Origin of the sequence: Gracilibacillus kekensis (assembly GCF_900143085.1) — a bacterium.
Lineage (GTDB): Bacteria > Bacillota > Bacilli > Bacillales > Amphibacillaceae > Gracilibacillus > Gracilibacillus kekensis.
On record NZ_FRCZ01000008.1, the window covers coordinates 25,251 to 42,410 of the forward strand.

The 17,160-nt window shown below is 35.4% G+C and carries 14 protein-coding genes and 1 other annotated feature (1 of these 15 cut by a window edge); of the genes, 2 read left to right on the forward strand and 12 right to left on the reverse strand.

What is annotated here, in order from left to right; translation table 11 throughout:
* Nucleotides 1–94, reverse strand: a binding site (T-box leader) (it extends 116 nt beyond the left edge of the window).
* Between the two features lie 10 nt (nucleotides 95–104).
* The 12 genes from pdxT to dnaA all read right to left on the reverse strand — a co-directional run bounded on the left by pdxT (nucleotide 105) and on the right by dnaA (nucleotide 15,380).
* Nucleotides 105–674, reverse strand: a complete 570-nt coding sequence (gene pdxT / locus BUC25_RS16595; RefSeq protein WP_073203002.1) for a pyridoxal 5'-phosphate synthase glutaminase subunit PdxT — start codon at nucleotides 672–674, stop codon at nucleotides 105–107.
* A 20-nt stretch (nucleotides 675–694) separates the two neighbouring features.
* On the reverse strand, nucleotides 695–1,579 hold the full coding sequence (gene pdxS, locus BUC25_RS16600) for a pyridoxal 5'-phosphate synthase lyase subunit PdxS (RefSeq protein WP_073203003.1): 885 nt from the start codon (nucleotides 1,577–1,579) through the stop codon (nucleotides 695–697).
* A 245-nt stretch (nucleotides 1,580–1,824) separates the two neighbouring features.
* Nucleotides 1,825–3,165: a D-alanyl-D-alanine carboxypeptidase family protein gene (locus BUC25_RS16605; RefSeq protein WP_073203004.1), complete on the reverse strand. Its 1,341-nt coding sequence runs from the start codon at nucleotides 3,163–3,165 to the stop codon at nucleotides 1,825–1,827.
* A gap of 178 nt (nucleotides 3,166–3,343) precedes the next feature.
* Nucleotides 3,344–4,816 (reverse strand): IMP dehydrogenase, encoded by a 1,473-nt coding sequence (gene guaB / locus BUC25_RS16610; protein ID WP_073203005.1) that lies wholly within the window; start codon nucleotides 4,814–4,816, stop codon nucleotides 3,344–3,346.
* Nucleotides 4,817–5,207: 391 nt separating this feature from the next.
* Entirely contained in the window at nucleotides 5,208–6,293 is a 1,086-nt protein-coding gene (locus BUC25_RS16615) for an HD-GYP domain-containing protein (RefSeq protein ID WP_244535208.1), read from the reverse strand.
* Nucleotides 6,294–6,317: 24 nt separating this feature from the next.
* Nucleotides 6,318–8,795: a DNA gyrase subunit A gene (gene gyrA / locus BUC25_RS16620; protein ID WP_073203007.1), complete on the reverse strand. Its 2,478-nt coding sequence runs from the start codon at nucleotides 8,793–8,795 to the stop codon at nucleotides 6,318–6,320.
* Between the two features lie 64 nt (nucleotides 8,796–8,859).
* Nucleotides 8,860–10,785: a DNA topoisomerase (ATP-hydrolyzing) subunit B gene (gene gyrB / locus BUC25_RS16625; RefSeq protein WP_073203008.1), complete on the reverse strand. Its 1,926-nt coding sequence runs from the start codon at nucleotides 10,783–10,785 to the stop codon at nucleotides 8,860–8,862.
* A gap of 30 nt (nucleotides 10,786–10,815) precedes the next feature.
* Entirely contained in the window at nucleotides 10,816–11,103 is a 288-nt protein-coding gene (gene remB, locus BUC25_RS16630; RefSeq protein ID WP_073203009.1) for an extracellular matrix regulator RemB, read from the reverse strand.
* 14 nt (nucleotides 11,104–11,117) lie between these two features.
* The gene (recF, locus tag BUC25_RS16635) at nucleotides 11,118–12,230 is read right to left on the reverse strand and encodes a DNA replication/repair protein RecF (RefSeq protein ID WP_073203010.1); all 1,113 of its coding nucleotides are present in this window, start codon (nucleotides 12,228–12,230) and stop codon (nucleotides 11,118–11,120) included.
* Between the two features lie 24 nt (nucleotides 12,231–12,254).
* Nucleotides 12,255–12,479, reverse strand: coding sequence for a S4 domain-containing protein YaaA (gene yaaA / locus BUC25_RS16640; protein ID WP_073203011.1), 225 nt, complete (start codon nucleotides 12,477–12,479; stop codon nucleotides 12,255–12,257).
* A 216-nt stretch (nucleotides 12,480–12,695) separates the two neighbouring features.
* Nucleotides 12,696–13,838, reverse strand: coding sequence for a DNA polymerase III subunit beta (gene dnaN / locus BUC25_RS16645; protein WP_073203012.1), 1,143 nt, complete (start codon nucleotides 13,836–13,838; stop codon nucleotides 12,696–12,698).
* Nucleotides 13,839–14,027: 189 nt separating this feature from the next.
* The gene (gene dnaA / locus BUC25_RS16650; RefSeq protein ID WP_073203013.1) at nucleotides 14,028–15,380 is read right to left on the reverse strand and encodes a chromosomal replication initiator protein DnaA; all 1,353 of its coding nucleotides are present in this window, start codon (nucleotides 15,378–15,380) and stop codon (nucleotides 14,028–14,030) included.
* 1,115 nt (nucleotides 15,381–16,495) lie between these two features.
* Between dnaA and rpmH the strand changes: the two genes are divergently transcribed.
* Together rpmH and rnpA are read left to right on the forward strand one after the other, a co-directional pair.
* A complete protein-coding gene (gene rpmH, locus BUC25_RS16655) occupies nucleotides 16,496–16,630 on the forward strand; it encodes a 50S ribosomal protein L34 (protein WP_058309197.1) in 135 nt (44 codons plus the stop codon).
* 83 nt (nucleotides 16,631–16,713) lie between these two features.
* On the forward strand, nucleotides 16,714–17,058 hold the full coding sequence (rnpA, locus tag BUC25_RS16660; protein WP_073203014.1) for a ribonuclease P protein component: 345 nt from the start codon (nucleotides 16,714–16,716) through the stop codon (nucleotides 17,056–17,058).
* Nucleotides 17,059–17,160 lie beyond the last annotated feature (102 nt).

The following is a 17,160-nucleotide window of genomic DNA, read 5'->3' on the forward strand; positions in this document are numbered from 1 at the left end:
GGATGGATTCACTTATTTTTTATACCGATTCACACCAGCCATCGGCTCTCTTGAATAAAAAGAATAAGTTACTAGTTCCTTTCATCGCTTTTAATACTATCTTATTAGTTTTTCACCATATTGACAAAATATTCAGTCAGTCGATGGTCATCTGTTAATTCTGGATGGAAGGCACTACATAAATAATGACCTTGTTGTGCGGCTACAATGTTATCATTATAAGTAGCTAACACTTCTACTTCCGGACCTACTTCCGCAATATATGGGGCACGGATAAAAACTGCTTCAAAATCGTCAGCTACACCTTTTATTTCAAGTTCGGTTTCAAACGATTCTTTTTGTCGTCCGAAGGCATTTCGTTCTACTTTAATATCCATTAGAGCAAGATGATTCGTTTCTTGTCCAACAATTTGATTAGCAAGTAAGATTAACCCTGCACATGTACCAAAAATAGGTTTGTCCTTTTTACCGAAAGCTACCAAAGCATCAAAAAAGTCATATTTATCAATTAATCGCCTCATCGTTGTACTTTCGCCACCAGGGATGATCAATCCATCTATTTCATCTAATTGTTCTTTATGCTTGATAATCATAGCTTGTGCACCCGTTGCCTCCACAGAACGAACATGTTCTGCAATAGCTCCTTGTAAGCCTAATACTCCTATTTTAACCATTACCTTTTACTCCTCACTACTTACCAACCACGATCTTGCATACGTTCCTCAGGAGCAATTGTACCGATTTCCAAACCTTTCATCGCTGTACCAATTCCTTTTGATACTTTTGCAATTAATTCGTAGTTTTCATAATGTGTTGTTGCTTCTACAATCGCTCTTGCGAAGTTGGCAGGATTATCTGATTTAAAGATACCAGATCCTACAAATACACCATCAGCACCTAGTTGCATCATTAATGCAGCATCCGCTGGTGTTGCAATACCACCTGCAGCAAAGTTAACAACAGGCAAGCGACCATTTTCCTTAATATCTAATAAAACTTCATATGGTGCACCTAATTCTTTAGCATATGTCATCACTTCATCTACTGACATGTTTACTAGTGTACGAACTTGTCCATTTACTTCACGCATATGACGAACTGCTTCCACGATGTTCCCTGTACCTGGCTCACCTTTGGTACGTAACATTGACGTACCCTCACCAATACGGCGAGCTGCTTCACCTAGGTTACGACAGCCACACACAAATGGGACCGTGAAATCTCTTTTATTTAAATGGTATACTTCATCAGCAGGTGTTAATACTTCGCTTTCATCTAAATAGTCGACACCCATTGATTCTAATACACGAGCTTCTACAATATGTCCAATACGAGCTTTTGCCATTACTGGAATAGACACAGCATTCATTACCTCTTCAACAATAGTGGGATCTGCCATACGCGCAACTCCACCTGCTGCACGAATATCTGATGGCACTCGTTCTAATGCCATAACTGCTACAGCACCGGCTTCCTCTGCAATTTTGGCCTGTTCCGCATTAACAACATCCATAATGACGCCGCCTTTTTGCATTTCAGCCATACCTCTTTTTACTCGATCTGTACCTATTTTAGACATTCTTTTGTTCCTCCTAAATGATCTCTACTCTATATAAATACATTTAATTCCTTATACATTATATAACAAATATTTCTTAAATGCCAACTGCTTCCATAGGATTTATCACGGTTTTAACCGTTTGTAAATCCCTCACTTCAAGTGTCCATAGATCACAAGCCTGAAAAAATGGACGGATACTCCCTAATAGTGTCGACCAGCATCGTGGAGGTATAAAACCCTAAATGATAGAAGTCGAATTTTTATTATGAAAATAGACCTTTAAAGAAATCCACTACTGTTGTGAAAATAGAACTGAAAAAGTCACCAATAGCTCCTAAGGATAGCATAAACCAATTAGATTTCTCTACAGCACTTTTTGTAACTAAATCTACGCTTTGTTCACTACCTTCGCCTTCAATATATCCATTGTCTACTTCTCCTGAGTATTGAAGAATAGCTTCTCCAATTTTCTCACCAGATTCGATAGGTGCGATTAAGCTCCCATCTTCATCCAGCTTGTCCTCATCAATTTGATAACTAATCGTATATTGCTCTTCTTCACCATTTTTAATCATGGTTTCCATTGGTTCCGCAGTTGCTATTTCTACTTCTTTTTCCTTACCTTTAGATACAGGCAAAATGGATTCACCCTCTAGTTGGTAACCAGCTGGGAATAACTCTGTTGCTTCAAATTGTGTGAAACCATATTCCATTAATTTTTTTGTCTCTACAAACCGTTTTTCCATTGATTCAGTTTTCATCACAACTGTAATAACTCTTCGATCTCCTTGTTGTGCCGTCCCGGTAAAGCAGTATCCGGCTGCTTCTGTATGTCCTGTTTTTAAACCGTCTACACCATCATAGCCATATTGAGTAAAATTATTATCTTCCCATGGTAACATCCAATTCCAATTTTCTAACTCTCTGCCATCCAGCTCTGATGTCGTCATACTTGAAAAATCTAAGACTTCAGGGTAATCGTTCACCAAATGGTAAGCTAATAGTGCGGAAGTCCTTGCAGAAAGTAAGTTATCCGCATTTGCCTCTGTTCCTTCAGGATGATATTCTCCTAAATCTGAATTGGATAAACCCGTAGAGTTCACAAATTTATATTCTTGCAGCCCGAGTTCTTCTGCTTTTTCATTCATCATTTTAACAAATTCGCCTTCCGATCCTGCCACTAATTCAGCTAAAGCAACCGTTGTAGCATTATCGGAAATAATTGCCATTCCTTCATAAAGCTGTCGAACTGTATAATCTTTGTCTTGAATTAACCCAATACCAGAGAAACTGTTATTGGATGATAACCAATACGCATAATCACTAATTTGAGTAGTTGTATCCCAGCTGAATTGACCTTCACTAATTGCTTCCAATACTAAATATTCTGTCATCATTTTCGTCATACTAGCTGGAGGTAATTTTAAATCAGATTGTTTCTCATATAAAATTTTCCCTGTTTTAGCATCCACTATAATAGCAGATTCTGCCTCTACTTCAATATTCTCTGCAGCCTGTACTGAATTGTTAGTCATTGAATATGTAGTAAGCATTAAAAATGTTATCATCATCAAAACACTTACTTTTCTTATAAAATACTTCACTCTTTCCTACCTCCACCTATTTTTTTGCATGCAATTATTTTATCACAACTATACAAAATAGAAAATAACGCTTTATGACTATTGTGCGTCCATTAAGAGAAAAAGAAAACTTGGTACTCCCAAGTTTTCTTTATTTTATTAACTATTTTTATCAAGGCCAAACAACTGATCATACACTTTATGATAGTGAATAATTCGGTGATTCTTTTGTAATTTGTACATCATGAGGATGACTTTCTCTCAATCCTGCTCCTGTCATTCGGATAAAGACTGCATCATTTCGTAACCCTTCTATATTTGCAGCTCCACAATATCCCATACCAGATCTTAATCCACCAATTAATTGATGAACCGTATCAGCCAATGGTCCTTTATATGCAACACGACCTTCAATTCCTTCTGGTACTAATTTCTTAGCATCTTGAGAATCTTGGAAATAACGATCATTTGAACCGGATTTCATGGATGTAACAGACCCCATTCCGCGATAAACCTTATATCTTCTACCTTGGAAAATTTCTGTTTCTCCAGGGCTTTCTGATACACCTGCAAACAGACTTCCTAGCATAACTGCATGTGCACCTGCAGCAATTGCTTTTGCAATATCGCCTGAATATTTAATGCCACCATCGGCAATAACAGGAATATTATGCTTTTGTGCTTCCATTGCACAGTCATTAACTGCAGTAATTTGAGGAACACCGACCCCTGCAACCACTCTTGTCGTACAGATAGAGCCTGGTCCAATACCGACTTTGATAATATTCGCACCAGCTTCTATTAATGCTTTGGTAGCTTCAGCTGTGGCAACATTGCCTGCAATTATATCAATTTCAGGGTATTTATTTCTAACTCGTTGTACTTGTTCAATTACTCCTTGTGAATGGCCATGTGCGGTATCTATCACAAGCACATCGACACCTGCTTCGACTAGTTTATCAATACGTACCATCGAATCCGCAGTAACACCAACTGCAGCACCTGCTAATAACCGTCCTTGTTTATCTTTAGCAGAATGAGGGAATTCGATCACTTTTTCGATATCTTTAATGGTGATAAGGCCCTTGAGAACTTTGTTGTCATCTACTAGTGGGAGCTTTTCAATTTTATGCTCTTGCAAGATTTTACTAGCTTCCTCCAAAGTGGTCCCTACTGGTGCTGTTACTAAGTTTTTGCTCGTCATCACATCTGATATCTTAATAGAGTAATCTTCAATAAAACGTAAATCACGGTTGGTTAGAATCCCTACTAGTTTTTGCTCTTCTTCATTATTAACGATTGGCACACCAGAAATACGAAATTTTCCCATTAAATGTTCAGCGTCAAATACTTGATGATCCGGCAATAGGAAAAATGGATTGGTTATTACTCCACTTTCCGAACGTTTTACACGATCCACCTGTTCTGCTTGTTCTTCGATGGACATGTTTTTGTGTATAACACCAATACCACCTTGTCTAGCAATAGAAATAGCTAATTTAGCTTCTGTCACTGTATCCATTCCAGCACTAATAAATGGAATATTTAGCGTGATATTGTCTGATAGCTTTGTTTTAACAGATACATCTCTTGGCAATACATTAGACTCTGCAGGTAATAAAAGTACATCATCAAACGTTAAACCTTCTTTGCTAAATTTGTCTGTTCTCATTTAGGGAACCTCCTTGAATATTTATATTGTATAATTATTAATGAATAATGGAGAGGAATAAAGATCTCTATCACAAGCGATTTCTCTTTATCACGGAGTAAATCCTGATAAGTCTCGCTAGCCATCAGTGGAGTTTAAAAACTCCCCCTGAGTCGCAGTCTCACTTTACATTGGGGCTTATCTACTTAACTATTGTTAATTACAATACGATATGTTTCATTGTTTTTCAACCTTTTTTTTTACCTAGTCAAATTGCTTTATTACATAATATTATTAAACCAATAATGTAAGAGTTTACATAATAAAAAAGAAATTTCACACATTTAACATTTAAGATAATCAGCCAGTAAAAATATAAAAAATGAAACACGAGAACCGTCCCCGTGTTTCATTAATCTGTTATAATGCTGTCGATAAATATTGCTGGTTTATCTTTTAATTCGATTATTTCTGTGCTGTCCATTAGGCGTACCATTGGTCTTGTTGGGGCGTTTTGATCAATAAATACAATAAATGCTTCCTTACCAGTGGATAGTTTTACACGTGTCCCTATTGTATAGTTCATTAAGGTATCCACAAATTTTTGAAGAACTGGATAGTCAAATTTATGGTATTTCAGTTTCAACATTTCCTCAACAACTTTAAACGGAGACTGCTTTTTACGATAAACCCGTTCAGAAGTCATCGCATGATAGGTATCACTTACAGCAATTATTTTAGCATAGGTGTGGATTTTTTCTTCTTTCACACCTATTGGATATCCGCTTCCATCAATTCTCTCATGGTGTTGAAGTATAGCAAGCTTCATCTCTTTTGTTACAGAAGGAATATCTTCTACCATTCGATAAGACAATGTTGGATGTTTTTTAATTTCCTCATATTCTGCAATCGTCAGTCTGGATTCTTTCATTAACCAATTTTCACTAAGCTTAGCCATCCCACTATCAACCAGAATACCAGCGATACCTACCTGAATCCACTCTTTTTCATAACCCATTTTCTTTGCTAAATGTGCGGATAATAACGATACCGCTACTCCATGATGATAAAAATAATCCTCTTTGGTAGCAAATTTATGTAGTAAAAATAAATCTAAACTTATATCCTTTAAATAATTAAATAAGGGCATCATAATTTTGCGTACCAGATAAATATCAACAGAGCCTCCACCTTGCCATTTATTAAACATCGCTTTATAATCAGAAACCGCTTGGAGATATAAAGTATCAAAGGAAGTCTTAGACTCCCTTTGTACATTTATTTGGTTATTCAATTCTTTATGATCATAGGAATTTGGTATATATGCACTGCCTGATTGTAATTTATCCGAGACTTCAATGATATCAATATTAAAGTGTTCCAATGCCTTAATATGCTTTTCTTCAACTACTGTACCTTTTTCTATGATCGGATGTTTTGATTTGCCTATCACTTCTTTAGTAATTATACACCCAGGTTTTAATTGATGTGGATGCACCTGCAATCGGATCACACCCCTATATTATTTTTCTGTCTCTTCTGCTTCCTCAATGACTTCTTCAATTTCATCTTCAGGATCTACTTTAGCAACAGTTGCTACTCTTTCTTCTTCCTGTAATCGAATGAGTCGAACACCTTGCGTATTTCTTCCAGTCGTAGAGATACCCTCTACTTGCATTCTAATTAACACACCTGAAATGGTCATTATCATAATGTCTTCATCTTCCGTAACAGTTTTCACTGCCACCACTCTACCGGTTTTTTCGGTAATGTTACATGTGAAGATACCCTTTCCTCCACGATTTGTTCTTCGGTAATCATCGACAATGGTTCGTTTTCCATAACCATGTTCTGTTACATTGAGAACATATTGACTTTCCTCCATAATTTCCATAGAGACGACTTCATCATCTGCACGTAAGGAAATACCTTTTACACCTGCTGCTGTTCTTCCCATTGAGCGAATCTGACTCTCTTCGAATCGAATCACATAGCCGTTTTTCGTACCAATTAGAATGTCTTTATTGCCATCTGTCAGCCTAACTGATATTAATTCATCTTCATCCCGTAAATTAAGTGCAATAAGACCACCCTTACGGATATTGGCGAATTGTGGGAGTGCTGTACGTTTAGATATACCATGTTTGGTTGTGAAGAACAAATACCAATCTTCCTTGTACTCTTTCACCGTAATAACCGCATTAATCCACTCACCTTGTTCTACTTCTAACAGGTTAATAATTGGAATACCTTTTGCTGTACGGTTGAATTCAGGAATTTCATACCCTTTTGCACGATATACCTTCCCTTTATTCGAGAAAAATAACACTGTATCATGGGTAGAACACGATACTAAATGCTCGACAAAGTCATCCTCGTTTGTACCCATTCCTTGTACACCACGTCCTCCACGACGTTGTGCTCTATAAGTAGAGGCTGGCAGTCGTTTGATGTAACCTCGGTGTGTCAAGGTAACGACAATGTTTTCCTCTGGAATTAAATCCTCATCTTCAATAAGGTCGACTCCACCTGAAATGATTTCTGTTCGTCTTTCATCATTGAATTTTTCTTTAATTTCTAATAATTCTTCACGGATGATTTCTAAAATCTTCTCTTCATTAGCTAAAATAGCTTTTAACTCGTCAATTAATTCCATGATTTGATTATACTCTTCTTCAATCTTGTCTCGTTCTAATCCAGTTAAACGTTGCAAACGCATATCTAAAATAGCTTGTGCTTGTTTTTCGGATAACTTAAACTGATTCATTAAACCTTCACGGGCAATTTCAGTAGTTTGTGAACCTCGAATCAATGTAATAATCTCATCAATATGGTCTAATGCGATACGTAAACCTTCTAATATGTGGGCACGAGCTTCCGCTTTATTTAACTCATATTGTGTTCTTCTTGTAATAATCTCTTTTTGATGTGCTAAATAATACTCTAAACATTGCTTTAAATTTAATACTTTTGGTTGCCCATCGACTAAGGCGAGCATATTAATACCAAAAGAGGTTTGCAGCGATGTTTGCTTATATAAATTATTTAGAACGACATTTGGATTAGCATCTCTGCGTAATTCAATCACAATCCGCATACCATTACGATCCGACTCATCTCGTAAATCTGTAATTCCTTCAATACGTTTATCTCGTGCTAAATCAGCAATTTTTTCAATCAATTTTGCTTTATTGACTTGATAAGGAAGTTCAGACACTAGTATTCGTGACTTACCATTGGCTTGTTCTTCTATTTCTGTTTTAGAGCGGATCGTAACTGATCCTTTACCAGTTTCAAATGCTCTGCGAATACCACTTCTACCTAATATTTGTCCAGCAGTTGGAAAATCAGGTCCAAATATATATTCTTCCATCAATTCTGTAATAGAAATCTCAGGATTTTCACTGATAGCTAGAATAGCGTCAATCGTTTCACCTAAATGATGTGGTGGAATATTTGTTGCCATCCCTACTGCTATACCAGATGCACCATTTACTAAAAGATTGGGAAACTTTGCTGGTAACACTTTTGGTTCTCTTTCTGAACCATCATAATTATCGGTATAATCAATGGTATCTTTACTGATATCTCTTAACATTTCCATTGAAATTTTAGACATTCTTGCTTCGGTATAACGCATTGCAGCTGGTGGATCACCATCAACAGAACCAAAATTACCGTGACCATCTACAAGCATATAACGATAACTGAAATCCTGAGCCATTCTTACCATGGCTTCATAAACAGCAGAGTCACCGTGTGGGTGGTATTTACCGATTACATCACCGACAATACGAGCTGATTTTTTGTATGCCTTATCTGCATGCATACCTTGATCATTTAATGCATATAATATTCGACGATGCACGGGTTTCATACCATCTCTAACATCTGGCAAGGCACGAGCGACAATAACACTCATAGCATAATCTAAAAAAGATGTACGCATTTCTTGCCCTAAACTAATTTCTTGTACTTGTGGACGATTATGATCCACCATATTTAATTACCTCCTATTTCACTGCAGGAAGACGTGAACTTTCGCTAGTGATTCTATCTATTGTTTAAATATCTAAGTTTTTGACATAAACGGCATTATCCTGGATAAAGTTTCGTCTCGGCTCCACTTTGTCCCCCATTAACATGTCAAAAACGAGATCCGCTTCCATTGCATCCTCTAAACTAACTTGTAACAAAGTTCGTTGATCAGGATCCATTGTTGTTTCCCAAAGCTGTGTTGCATTCATTTCCCCTAAACCTTTATACCGCTGTAAACCAGGTCTTGGTTGTTTTGGTAATTCCGCTAATAATAGGTCCAATTCTTTATCTGAGTACGTATAATGGATCGCTTTACCTTGCTTCACTTGATAAAGTGGCGGCTGTGCAATATAAACATAACCATAATCAATTAACGGTCTCATAAAACGGAAGAAAAAGGTTAACAATAACGTTCTAATATGTGCGCCATCTACATCGGCATCAGTCATAATCACAATTTTATGATAACGGGCCTTAGATATATCAAAATCCTCACCTATTCCGGTTCCAAGTGCTGTAATCATCGAACGTATCTCATTATTAGACAAAATTTTATCTAACCTTGCTTTTTCCACGTTCAGAATTTTACCCCTTAGTGGCAGGATCGCTTGAAAATGACGATCTCTCCCTTGTTTTGCTGAACCACCCGCAGAGTCACCCTCTACGATATATAACTCACTAATTTTCGCATCTCGTGAAGAACAATCTGCTAATTTACCAGGAAGGTTGGATATCTCAAGAGCGCCTTTTCTTCTCGTTAATTCTCTCGCTTTTTTAGCTGCCATTCGAGCTCTAGAAGCCATTAAACCTTTATCGACAATAATTCGAGCAGTATTTGGATTCTCAAAAAGGAATTTCGAGAATAATTCACTAAAAGCGGAATCCGTAATAGTTCGTGCCTCGCTATTTCCTAATTTTGTTTTGGTTTGTCCCTCAAATTGAGGATCAGGGTGCTTAACGGAAATGATCGCAGTTAGACCTTCTCTGACATCATCCCCTGTTAAATTAGGATCATTTTCTTTAAATAAGTTCTTCTTTCGAGCATAATCATTGATCACACGTGTTAAACCGGTTTTAAACCCAGATTCGTGTGTCCCACCTTCATGAGTACTGATGTTATTTGCGAACGAATAAATATTGCTTGCAAAACCATCATTATATTGTAATGCAACTTCCACTTGAATATTATCTTCTTCTTTTTCTGCGTAAAACGGTTCGTGTAAAACCTCTTTTGATCGATTTAAATGTTCTACATATGAACCAATTCCACCTTCGTAATGAAAGGTTTCTAATTCTCTGTCTTCTCGTTTATCTTGAATAGAGATCGATAAACCTTTATTTAAAAAGGCAAGTTCTCGTAACCTAGTAGCTAAAATATCATACTGAAACTCAATGGTTTCAGTGAAGATATCCGGATCTGGCTTAAAATGAGTTTTAGTACCAGAGATATCTGTTTCACCGATTACTTGTAAGTCATTATTTGGCTTACCTCTGTTAAAACTCAAATGATGTAATTGTCCATCCCGATGAACATAGACTTCTAATTCACTGGAGAGGGCATTTACTACCGAAGCCCCAACACCATGCAGTCCACCAGATACTTTATAACCACCGCCACCAAATTTTCCACCAGCATGTAATACCGTCATAATTACTTCTACAGCAGGACGACCTGTCTTTTCATGTGTACTGACAGGAATTCCACGACCATTATCGGTAACTGTAATACTATTGTCCTCTTCAATAAAAACCTGAATATGATCACAATATCCAGCCAGTGCCTCATCGATACTATTATCGACAATTTCCCAAACAAGATGATGTAACCCTCTTTCATTGGTAGAACCGATATACATACCCGGTCTTTTTCGTACAGCTTCTAAACCTTCTAACACTTGTATTTGATCCGCATCATAAGCCTGTTCTATTGGTAAATTTTCTTCCATTGTCATTTCAATCACCTGCATTTTCTCTTTAATTATCTATTCTTCGTCACTTACTTCCGAGTAATCCTCCAGCCTGCTAATGGTAGAAATCATACTTGCTCGTTTCTTCAATGTTAAAACAGATAAAGGACTGTAATATACTTGACCAGAAGTAATAACTACTGCTTTCGTAAGTTCTTCATCAGATACAACGACTTGCTCTTTTGCTTTTAACTGTTCAAGCATTTCCTCATTTATCGTTGAGGACGTTACTAAACTATAATCAATGATTCCAATCACATCTTTAGATTGAATGACATGGTCATCTCCAATGTGAATAAACATGATATCCCTACTTTTTACTCAATTATTTTTCCATTATCTATTTTAAAAATCTCTGCCTTTTCTAGTGTTTGATGATCGATACCGTCGACACTAGTTGTTGAGACAAAGGTTTGGACTTTTCCTTCAATTGTATCTAATAAATGAGATTGTCTAAAATCATCCAATTCGCTTAACACATCATCTAATAGCAAAATGGGATAGTCATTTATTTCTTGGTAAATAAGCTCAATTTCTGCCAGTTTCAAAGATAGTGCTGTTGTTCTTTGCTGACCTTGAGATCCGTATGTTTGCACGTTTTTACCATTCACATAAAATAGAAGGTCGTCCCGATGTGGACCTATTAACGTCGTGCCACGTTCCACTTCTTTATTCTCGATCGAAGTAAACGTTTCTTGTAAGACATTTATTATTCTTTGCTTATTATCATCCTCGGATACATTAATAGTAGCAGCATATTGGAGACTCAGTTCTTCTATACCTCTACTAATGCCTTTATGTATCTCATATGCCCATGATCGTAAACGTTTCATAAATAAGAAACGTTTTTCTAAAATAATTGCAGCATGTTCAGTCATTTGTTCTGTTAATACACGAAGCATTGTTACATCATCGTTTTTTCGTTTTTGTAACTGTTTGAGTAAATGATTTCTTTGTTTTAATATTTTGACATATTGCCCGAGGTGATAAATATAGATAGGTTGAATTTGCCCAATTTCCATATCAATGAAACGCCTTCGTATTTGAGGACTGCCTTTTACAAGGTTAAGGTCCTCTGGAGCAAACATGACAATGTTTAATGCTCCGATATAGTCACTAAGACGTTTCTGTTCAAGATGATTTAATTTAGCTTTCTTACCTTTATTATTAATTTGAATTTCTAGTGGGAATTTCTGTTTTCTCTTAAATATACTACCTTCTATTTTAGCATAGTTTTGCTCCCACTGAATCAATTCTTTATCTTTTGTTGTACGATGTGATTTTGAGAATCCTAAAACATAAATAGCTTCCATGAGGTTTGTTTTACCTTGAGCATTTTCCCCAATAAAGACATTTATTTTATCATCAAATTGTACAGATAATTGATGGTAATTACGATAGTTGGTTAAACTTAATTGTTGTATATGCATTCGAATTTCCTTTCGAATTTAACCTTATTGCTCACGTTTTGATACCACGAACGTACCAACATCTTCGACAAAGACTGTATCCCCCGGATAAAGCTTTTTACCTCGTCTTGTTTCTATTTCATCGTTGACATAGACACCATTTTCTTGTAAAAAAACTTTAATCATGCCACCAGATTCTAAAATATTGGCTAATTTCAGAAGTTGACCGAGTTGGATATAATCTGTTGATATTTCAATGTTTTCTTTCATTTTTTCACCTACTTTTAGTTAACAAAGATATTGGTATTTAGTATAGCCCTTCTATCTATTTTACTAAACATTTGCAAAATAGAAAAGCAAACCTGCTAATTATTCTAGATTTATGGTTATAAACAATCGAAAGAGGAACAAATAATTTGTTCCTCTTTTAACAAGTCCCGAAGTTTTACTTATACCTTTTAATTACTTCATCAATTCATTTTATCTTTAAAACGTTCGTACGGGTAAAATTAATTGTAGTATTTGATCATGATCAATAGGTTTTATGATAAATGGTCTCATTGCTCCAGTGAACTCTATTTTCACTTGATCGCTTTCCATAATCTTTAACGCATCGATCATATATTTTGAACTAAATGATATTTTTAATTCCTCACCATCAATTTTAGCGACAGATATTTCTTCTTCCACTTTTCCTATTTCAGGAGAGTTACTAGATATTTCAATTGTTTGATCTTCTTTTGTTTGTAATCGAATCACATTATTATGGTTATCTTTAGCTAATAATGATGCACGATCAACTGCCTGAAGTAAATTTTTTGTGTCTGCATGAATAACTGTTTTACTTTCTTCTGGAATTAAGCGAGATGTTTCTGGATATTTTCCATCCAATAGTCGGGAAAGAAAATATAAGTGATTCGTTTGGAATGCTATTTGGTTTTCTGAAATGCTTATTTGAAGTTTATCTTCTGTATCGTCTAGTATTTTGCTTAATTCATTCAAACTTTTTCCTGGTATGACGACTTGATCAAAAGGAAATTCTTCAATGGTATTATTCAATGGCAGTTTGTTAGCTGCTAAACGGTGACTATCTGTTGCTATAAAATGCAGATGGTCTCCTTCAACTTTTATATTTACCCCTGTTAAAATCGGTCTTGTTTCAGAAGTAGAAACTGCAAATACGGTTTGTTTAATCATATCTTTGATTAAATTGATTGGTAATTCAAAATTTGTTTCTGTTTGAATCTGAGAAATTTGTGGATATTCATCTGCATCCTGTCCGTTCAAATGAAATTCAGCATGTCCAGATTGAATAGTAATCTGTAAGTTCTCATCTGCATTAATTTCTACAGTAGAAGATGGCAGTTTTCTGATTATCTCTGGGAAATACTTTGCATGTACGATAATTTCACCTTGTTCGAGTTCATCAATAAATTGAATACCTTCTTCCTCGATTGGAATAAAAGATTCAATCGTGATATCTGAGTTACTCCCAGTTAAAGTAATCCCATTAGCCGTAGCTTGTACTTTTAATCCTGCCAGGATTGGAATAGCCGTTTTAGAAGAAATAGCTTTTGTTACATGTTGAATACTTTCTATTAATTTATCTCTATTAATTACAATTTTCATTCTTATCCTCCTTGAGGAATATATTTATTTATTATTAATATAATACCGTAATAATAGTAATAGGGCCTGTGAATATGTGGATAAGTGAATAATTAGAAAGTAGAACGAGTTATCCAGATGTGGATAAGATGTTTATGACCTTGCACTTTTTATCCACAGTTTTCACAATTATATCACTGAAAAGTTTTTCTACATAGATTTTAATTGTTCCTTAATTTCTTCGATCTCTTTACTTAGTAATTGATCGCTTCCCATAAGTTTAGTGATTTTTTCATGAGCATGAATAACAGTGGTATGATCTCTCCCACCAAATTCTTCCCCAATTTTAGGTAAAGAAAAATCAGTTAATTCTCTTGATAAATACATAGCAATTTGTCTTGGAAAAGCGATGGATTTAGTTCTCTTTTTAGCTGTGAATTCTTCTAGTTTTACATTATAGCGCTTGCCAATCTCCTCTTGTATATGTTGGATAGTGATCACTTTAGGTCTTGAAGAAGGAATAATATCTTTTAAAGCTTCTGCAGCTAAAGGAGCATCAATATCCTGATTAATTAGAGAAGAATAAGCGACAACGCGTATAAGCGCACCTTCTAATTCTCGAATATTCGTATCGATTTGATTTGCAATGTATAACATGACCTCATTAGGAATATCCAGCCCTTCAGCCTTAGCCTTTTTCCTCAGAATAGCAATTCTGGTCTCTAAGTCTGGAGGTGTTATGTCTGTAATTAATCCCCATTCAAAACGAGATCGTAATCGATCCTCTAATGTAGGTATTTCTTTCGGAGGTCGATCACTGGAAATAATAATTTGTTTATTTTCTTCATGTAATGTATTAAATGTATGGAAGAATTCCTCCTGTGTTTGTTCTTTTCCTGCTAAGAATTGAATATCATCTATTAGAAGGACATCTACATTCCGATATTTATTTCGAAAATTAACAGCTTTATTGTCACGGATCGAATTAATAAACTCATTGGTAAATTTTTCGGATGAAAGATAAACTACTTTTGCTGTTGGATTATGATCCAATACGTAATGACCTATTGCATGCATTAAGTGTGTTTTTCCTAAACCAACACCACCATAGATAAACAACGGGTTGTAGGCTTTAGCAGGTGCTTCTGCTACGGCTAAGGAAGCAGCATGGGCAAATCGATTTCCAGATCCAATAACGAACGTTTCAAAAGTATACTTATCATTTAACATCGATTTAGGTGAAGAATCATTATTTGTAGTTGGTACGGTTTTTTTCTTTTTCATTTGAGTAAATTCTTCTGTTGATTCATCTAAACTTTCTGGAATCACAAATTTAACGGTCAATTTAGCTCCAGTTAATTCATATAATGCTTCTGCAATGATAGTAGTATAGCGAGATTCTAACCAGTCTCTAGTAAATTCATTAGGAGCAGAAATAATTACTGTATCTTCTTTTAATTGATCAACGGAAGTATTTTTCAACCACGTGTCATAACTGGGTTTGCTAACTTTTTCTTTGATAATTTCAAGTGTATTTCTCCATAAATCTTCTATGTTTTCCACGAAATTCCCTCCTTTCAATTACTAGAATAAAGATCACTACATGTATAATAACATGTGGATAGATTTACATTGATAAAAAAACGGAAAACCTACAAATTAAGTTTTCCACATGTGTGTGTATAAATTAATATACAAGCTGTGAACTATTGTCCACACTTTATCCACAACCTGTGGATAAAGATTACTTAGAATTACTTTACTAACAAACTAAAACACAAATATAATATCAAATTAAGACAAGAATTGCAATGATTTATCAAGAGTTATCCACAAGTTTGACAATATGTGCATTATTCTTCTACACATGTTCTTATTTTGTGGGTAAATTGTCGATAAAAGGAAGATTAAGTCGGTTGACGCTATAATTGTTATCCACAGTAATGTGTTATAGTACAATTATAGCGATAATCTGTTGTGGTACAGAGGACGATAGATTAAAATGGAGATTATATGTAAGAAAGATAATTCGTTTAAAACTAAACTGTTAAGTAAGAGTCGTGATAATTTTGAACGAAAATATGTGCGTAACAGTCGCTCCGGCTTGCCCACTTCGCTTTCCAGGGGGCGCGTCTTCAGCTAACTTTGTAAAGAAGATCACTTTACAAAGTGGATCTTCAGATCGCGCTAATCCCCTAGGAGTCGAAGTGGACGCCTGCGCTAGCTCAAATTCTACATTGAATTCGAGAATTGAAATAATGACTTTAAAATAATTAGCCTAATATTATTATAGACAGCTCTGAATGATCACTGTCGCAACCATTGTAGAGCATATTTATAGCGTAGGCCGCCCACTTTCACTCCTGTGGGATCGTTTTTCCTGAAGATCCACTTTTTCATGTGTTCTTTGCTTGAAAAAGTTAGCTGAAGGGAAAACCCCACGGAAAGGGAAGTGGACAGCCGAAGCGAATGTTTAGTAAATAAAACATTTCAAAATTACCACTTGCATTCATAAGTACCATCAGTTAATTCGCAGTTTGTGTCTTATGTGAGGGCTGGTTATAGATTGTTATTTTTTACGTTGCAGGCATTGACATTTGAGTTTATTTATCAGTATAATGAGTAAGACTGTCTAATCGATTATGATTTTTAAATTCCTCAGGGAGGTGCAATATATAATGAAACGTACATTTCAACCAAATAATCGTAAACGTAAAAAAGTTCATGGATTCCGTACTCGTATGAGCACGAAAAATGGACGTAAAGTACTTGCTCGTCGTCGTAAGAAGGGTAGAAAAGTATTGTCTGCATAGGCCACTGATACACTCAGTGGTCTTTTTCCATGTAAGGCATTAATGGGAATTTAGTATGTTTGCTTTAATGGAGGCGCACGAAAATGAAGAAAGCATGGAGAATTAAAAAAAATAGTGAATTTCAAGAGGTCTTTAAGAAGGGCGCTTCTTTTGCTAATCGACAATTAGTGATCTACTATTTACATAAAAGTGAGCAAAATCATTATCGAGTAGGTTTATCTGTTAGTAAAAAAATCGGTAATGCAGTAGTGCGTAACCAAGTAAAGCGCTATATTAGACAAGCATTTATTGAATTAGACCTAAATATTAAAAAAAGTTATGATATAATCATTATTGCAAGGAAACCGACAAAAGAAATGGACTTTCACCAAACAAAAAAAAGTGTGAACCATTTATTATATAAAACGAATCTTTTAGAAAAGAAATGAACATTTTGTTAACCACTAAATAGTTTATTTATTTTTATTCCATTATTGCTGGCTTGTTGTTAGTAAGTAGTGGTAAAATGTAAAACTATAAATAACGTGTAT

Bases quoted from the DNA above. Each gene is read 5' to 3' on its own strand.
- pdxT (WP_073203002.1), bottom strand. From the start codon at position 674: ATGGTTAAAATAGGAGTATTAGGCTTACAAGGAGCTATTGCAGAACAT.
- pdxS (WP_073203003.1), bottom strand. From the start codon at position 1,579: ATGTCTAAAATAGGTACAGATCGAGTAAAAAGAGGTATGGCTGAAATG.
- guaB (WP_073203005.1), bottom strand. From the start codon at position 4,816: ATGAGAACAGACAAATTTAGCAAAGAAGGTTTAACGTTTGATGATGTA.
- gyrA (WP_073203007.1), bottom strand. From the start codon at position 8,795: ATGGTGGATCATAATCGTCCACAAGTACAAGAAATTAGTTTAGGGCAA.
- gyrB (WP_073203008.1), bottom strand. From the start codon at position 10,785: ATGACAATGGAAGAAAATTTACCAATAGAACAGGCTTATGATGCGGAT.
- remB (WP_073203009.1), bottom strand. From the start codon at position 11,103: ATGTTTATTCACATTGGAGATGACCATGTCATTCAATCTAAAGATGTG.
- recF (WP_073203010.1), bottom strand. From the start codon at position 12,230: ATGCATATACAACAATTAAGTTTAACCAACTATCGTAATTACCATCAA.
- yaaA (WP_073203011.1), bottom strand. From the start codon at position 12,479: ATGAAAGAAAACATTGAAATATCAACAGATTATATCCAACTCGGTCAA.
- dnaN (WP_073203012.1), bottom strand. From the start codon at position 13,838: ATGAAAATTGTAATTAATAGAGATAAATTAATAGAAAGTATTCAACAT.
- rpmH (WP_058309197.1), top strand. From the start codon at position 16,496: ATGAAACGTACATTTCAACCAAATAATCGTAAACGTAAAAAAGTTCAT.
- rnpA (WP_073203014.1), top strand. From the start codon at position 16,714: ATGAAGAAAGCATGGAGAATTAAAAAAAATAGTGAATTTCAAGAGGTC.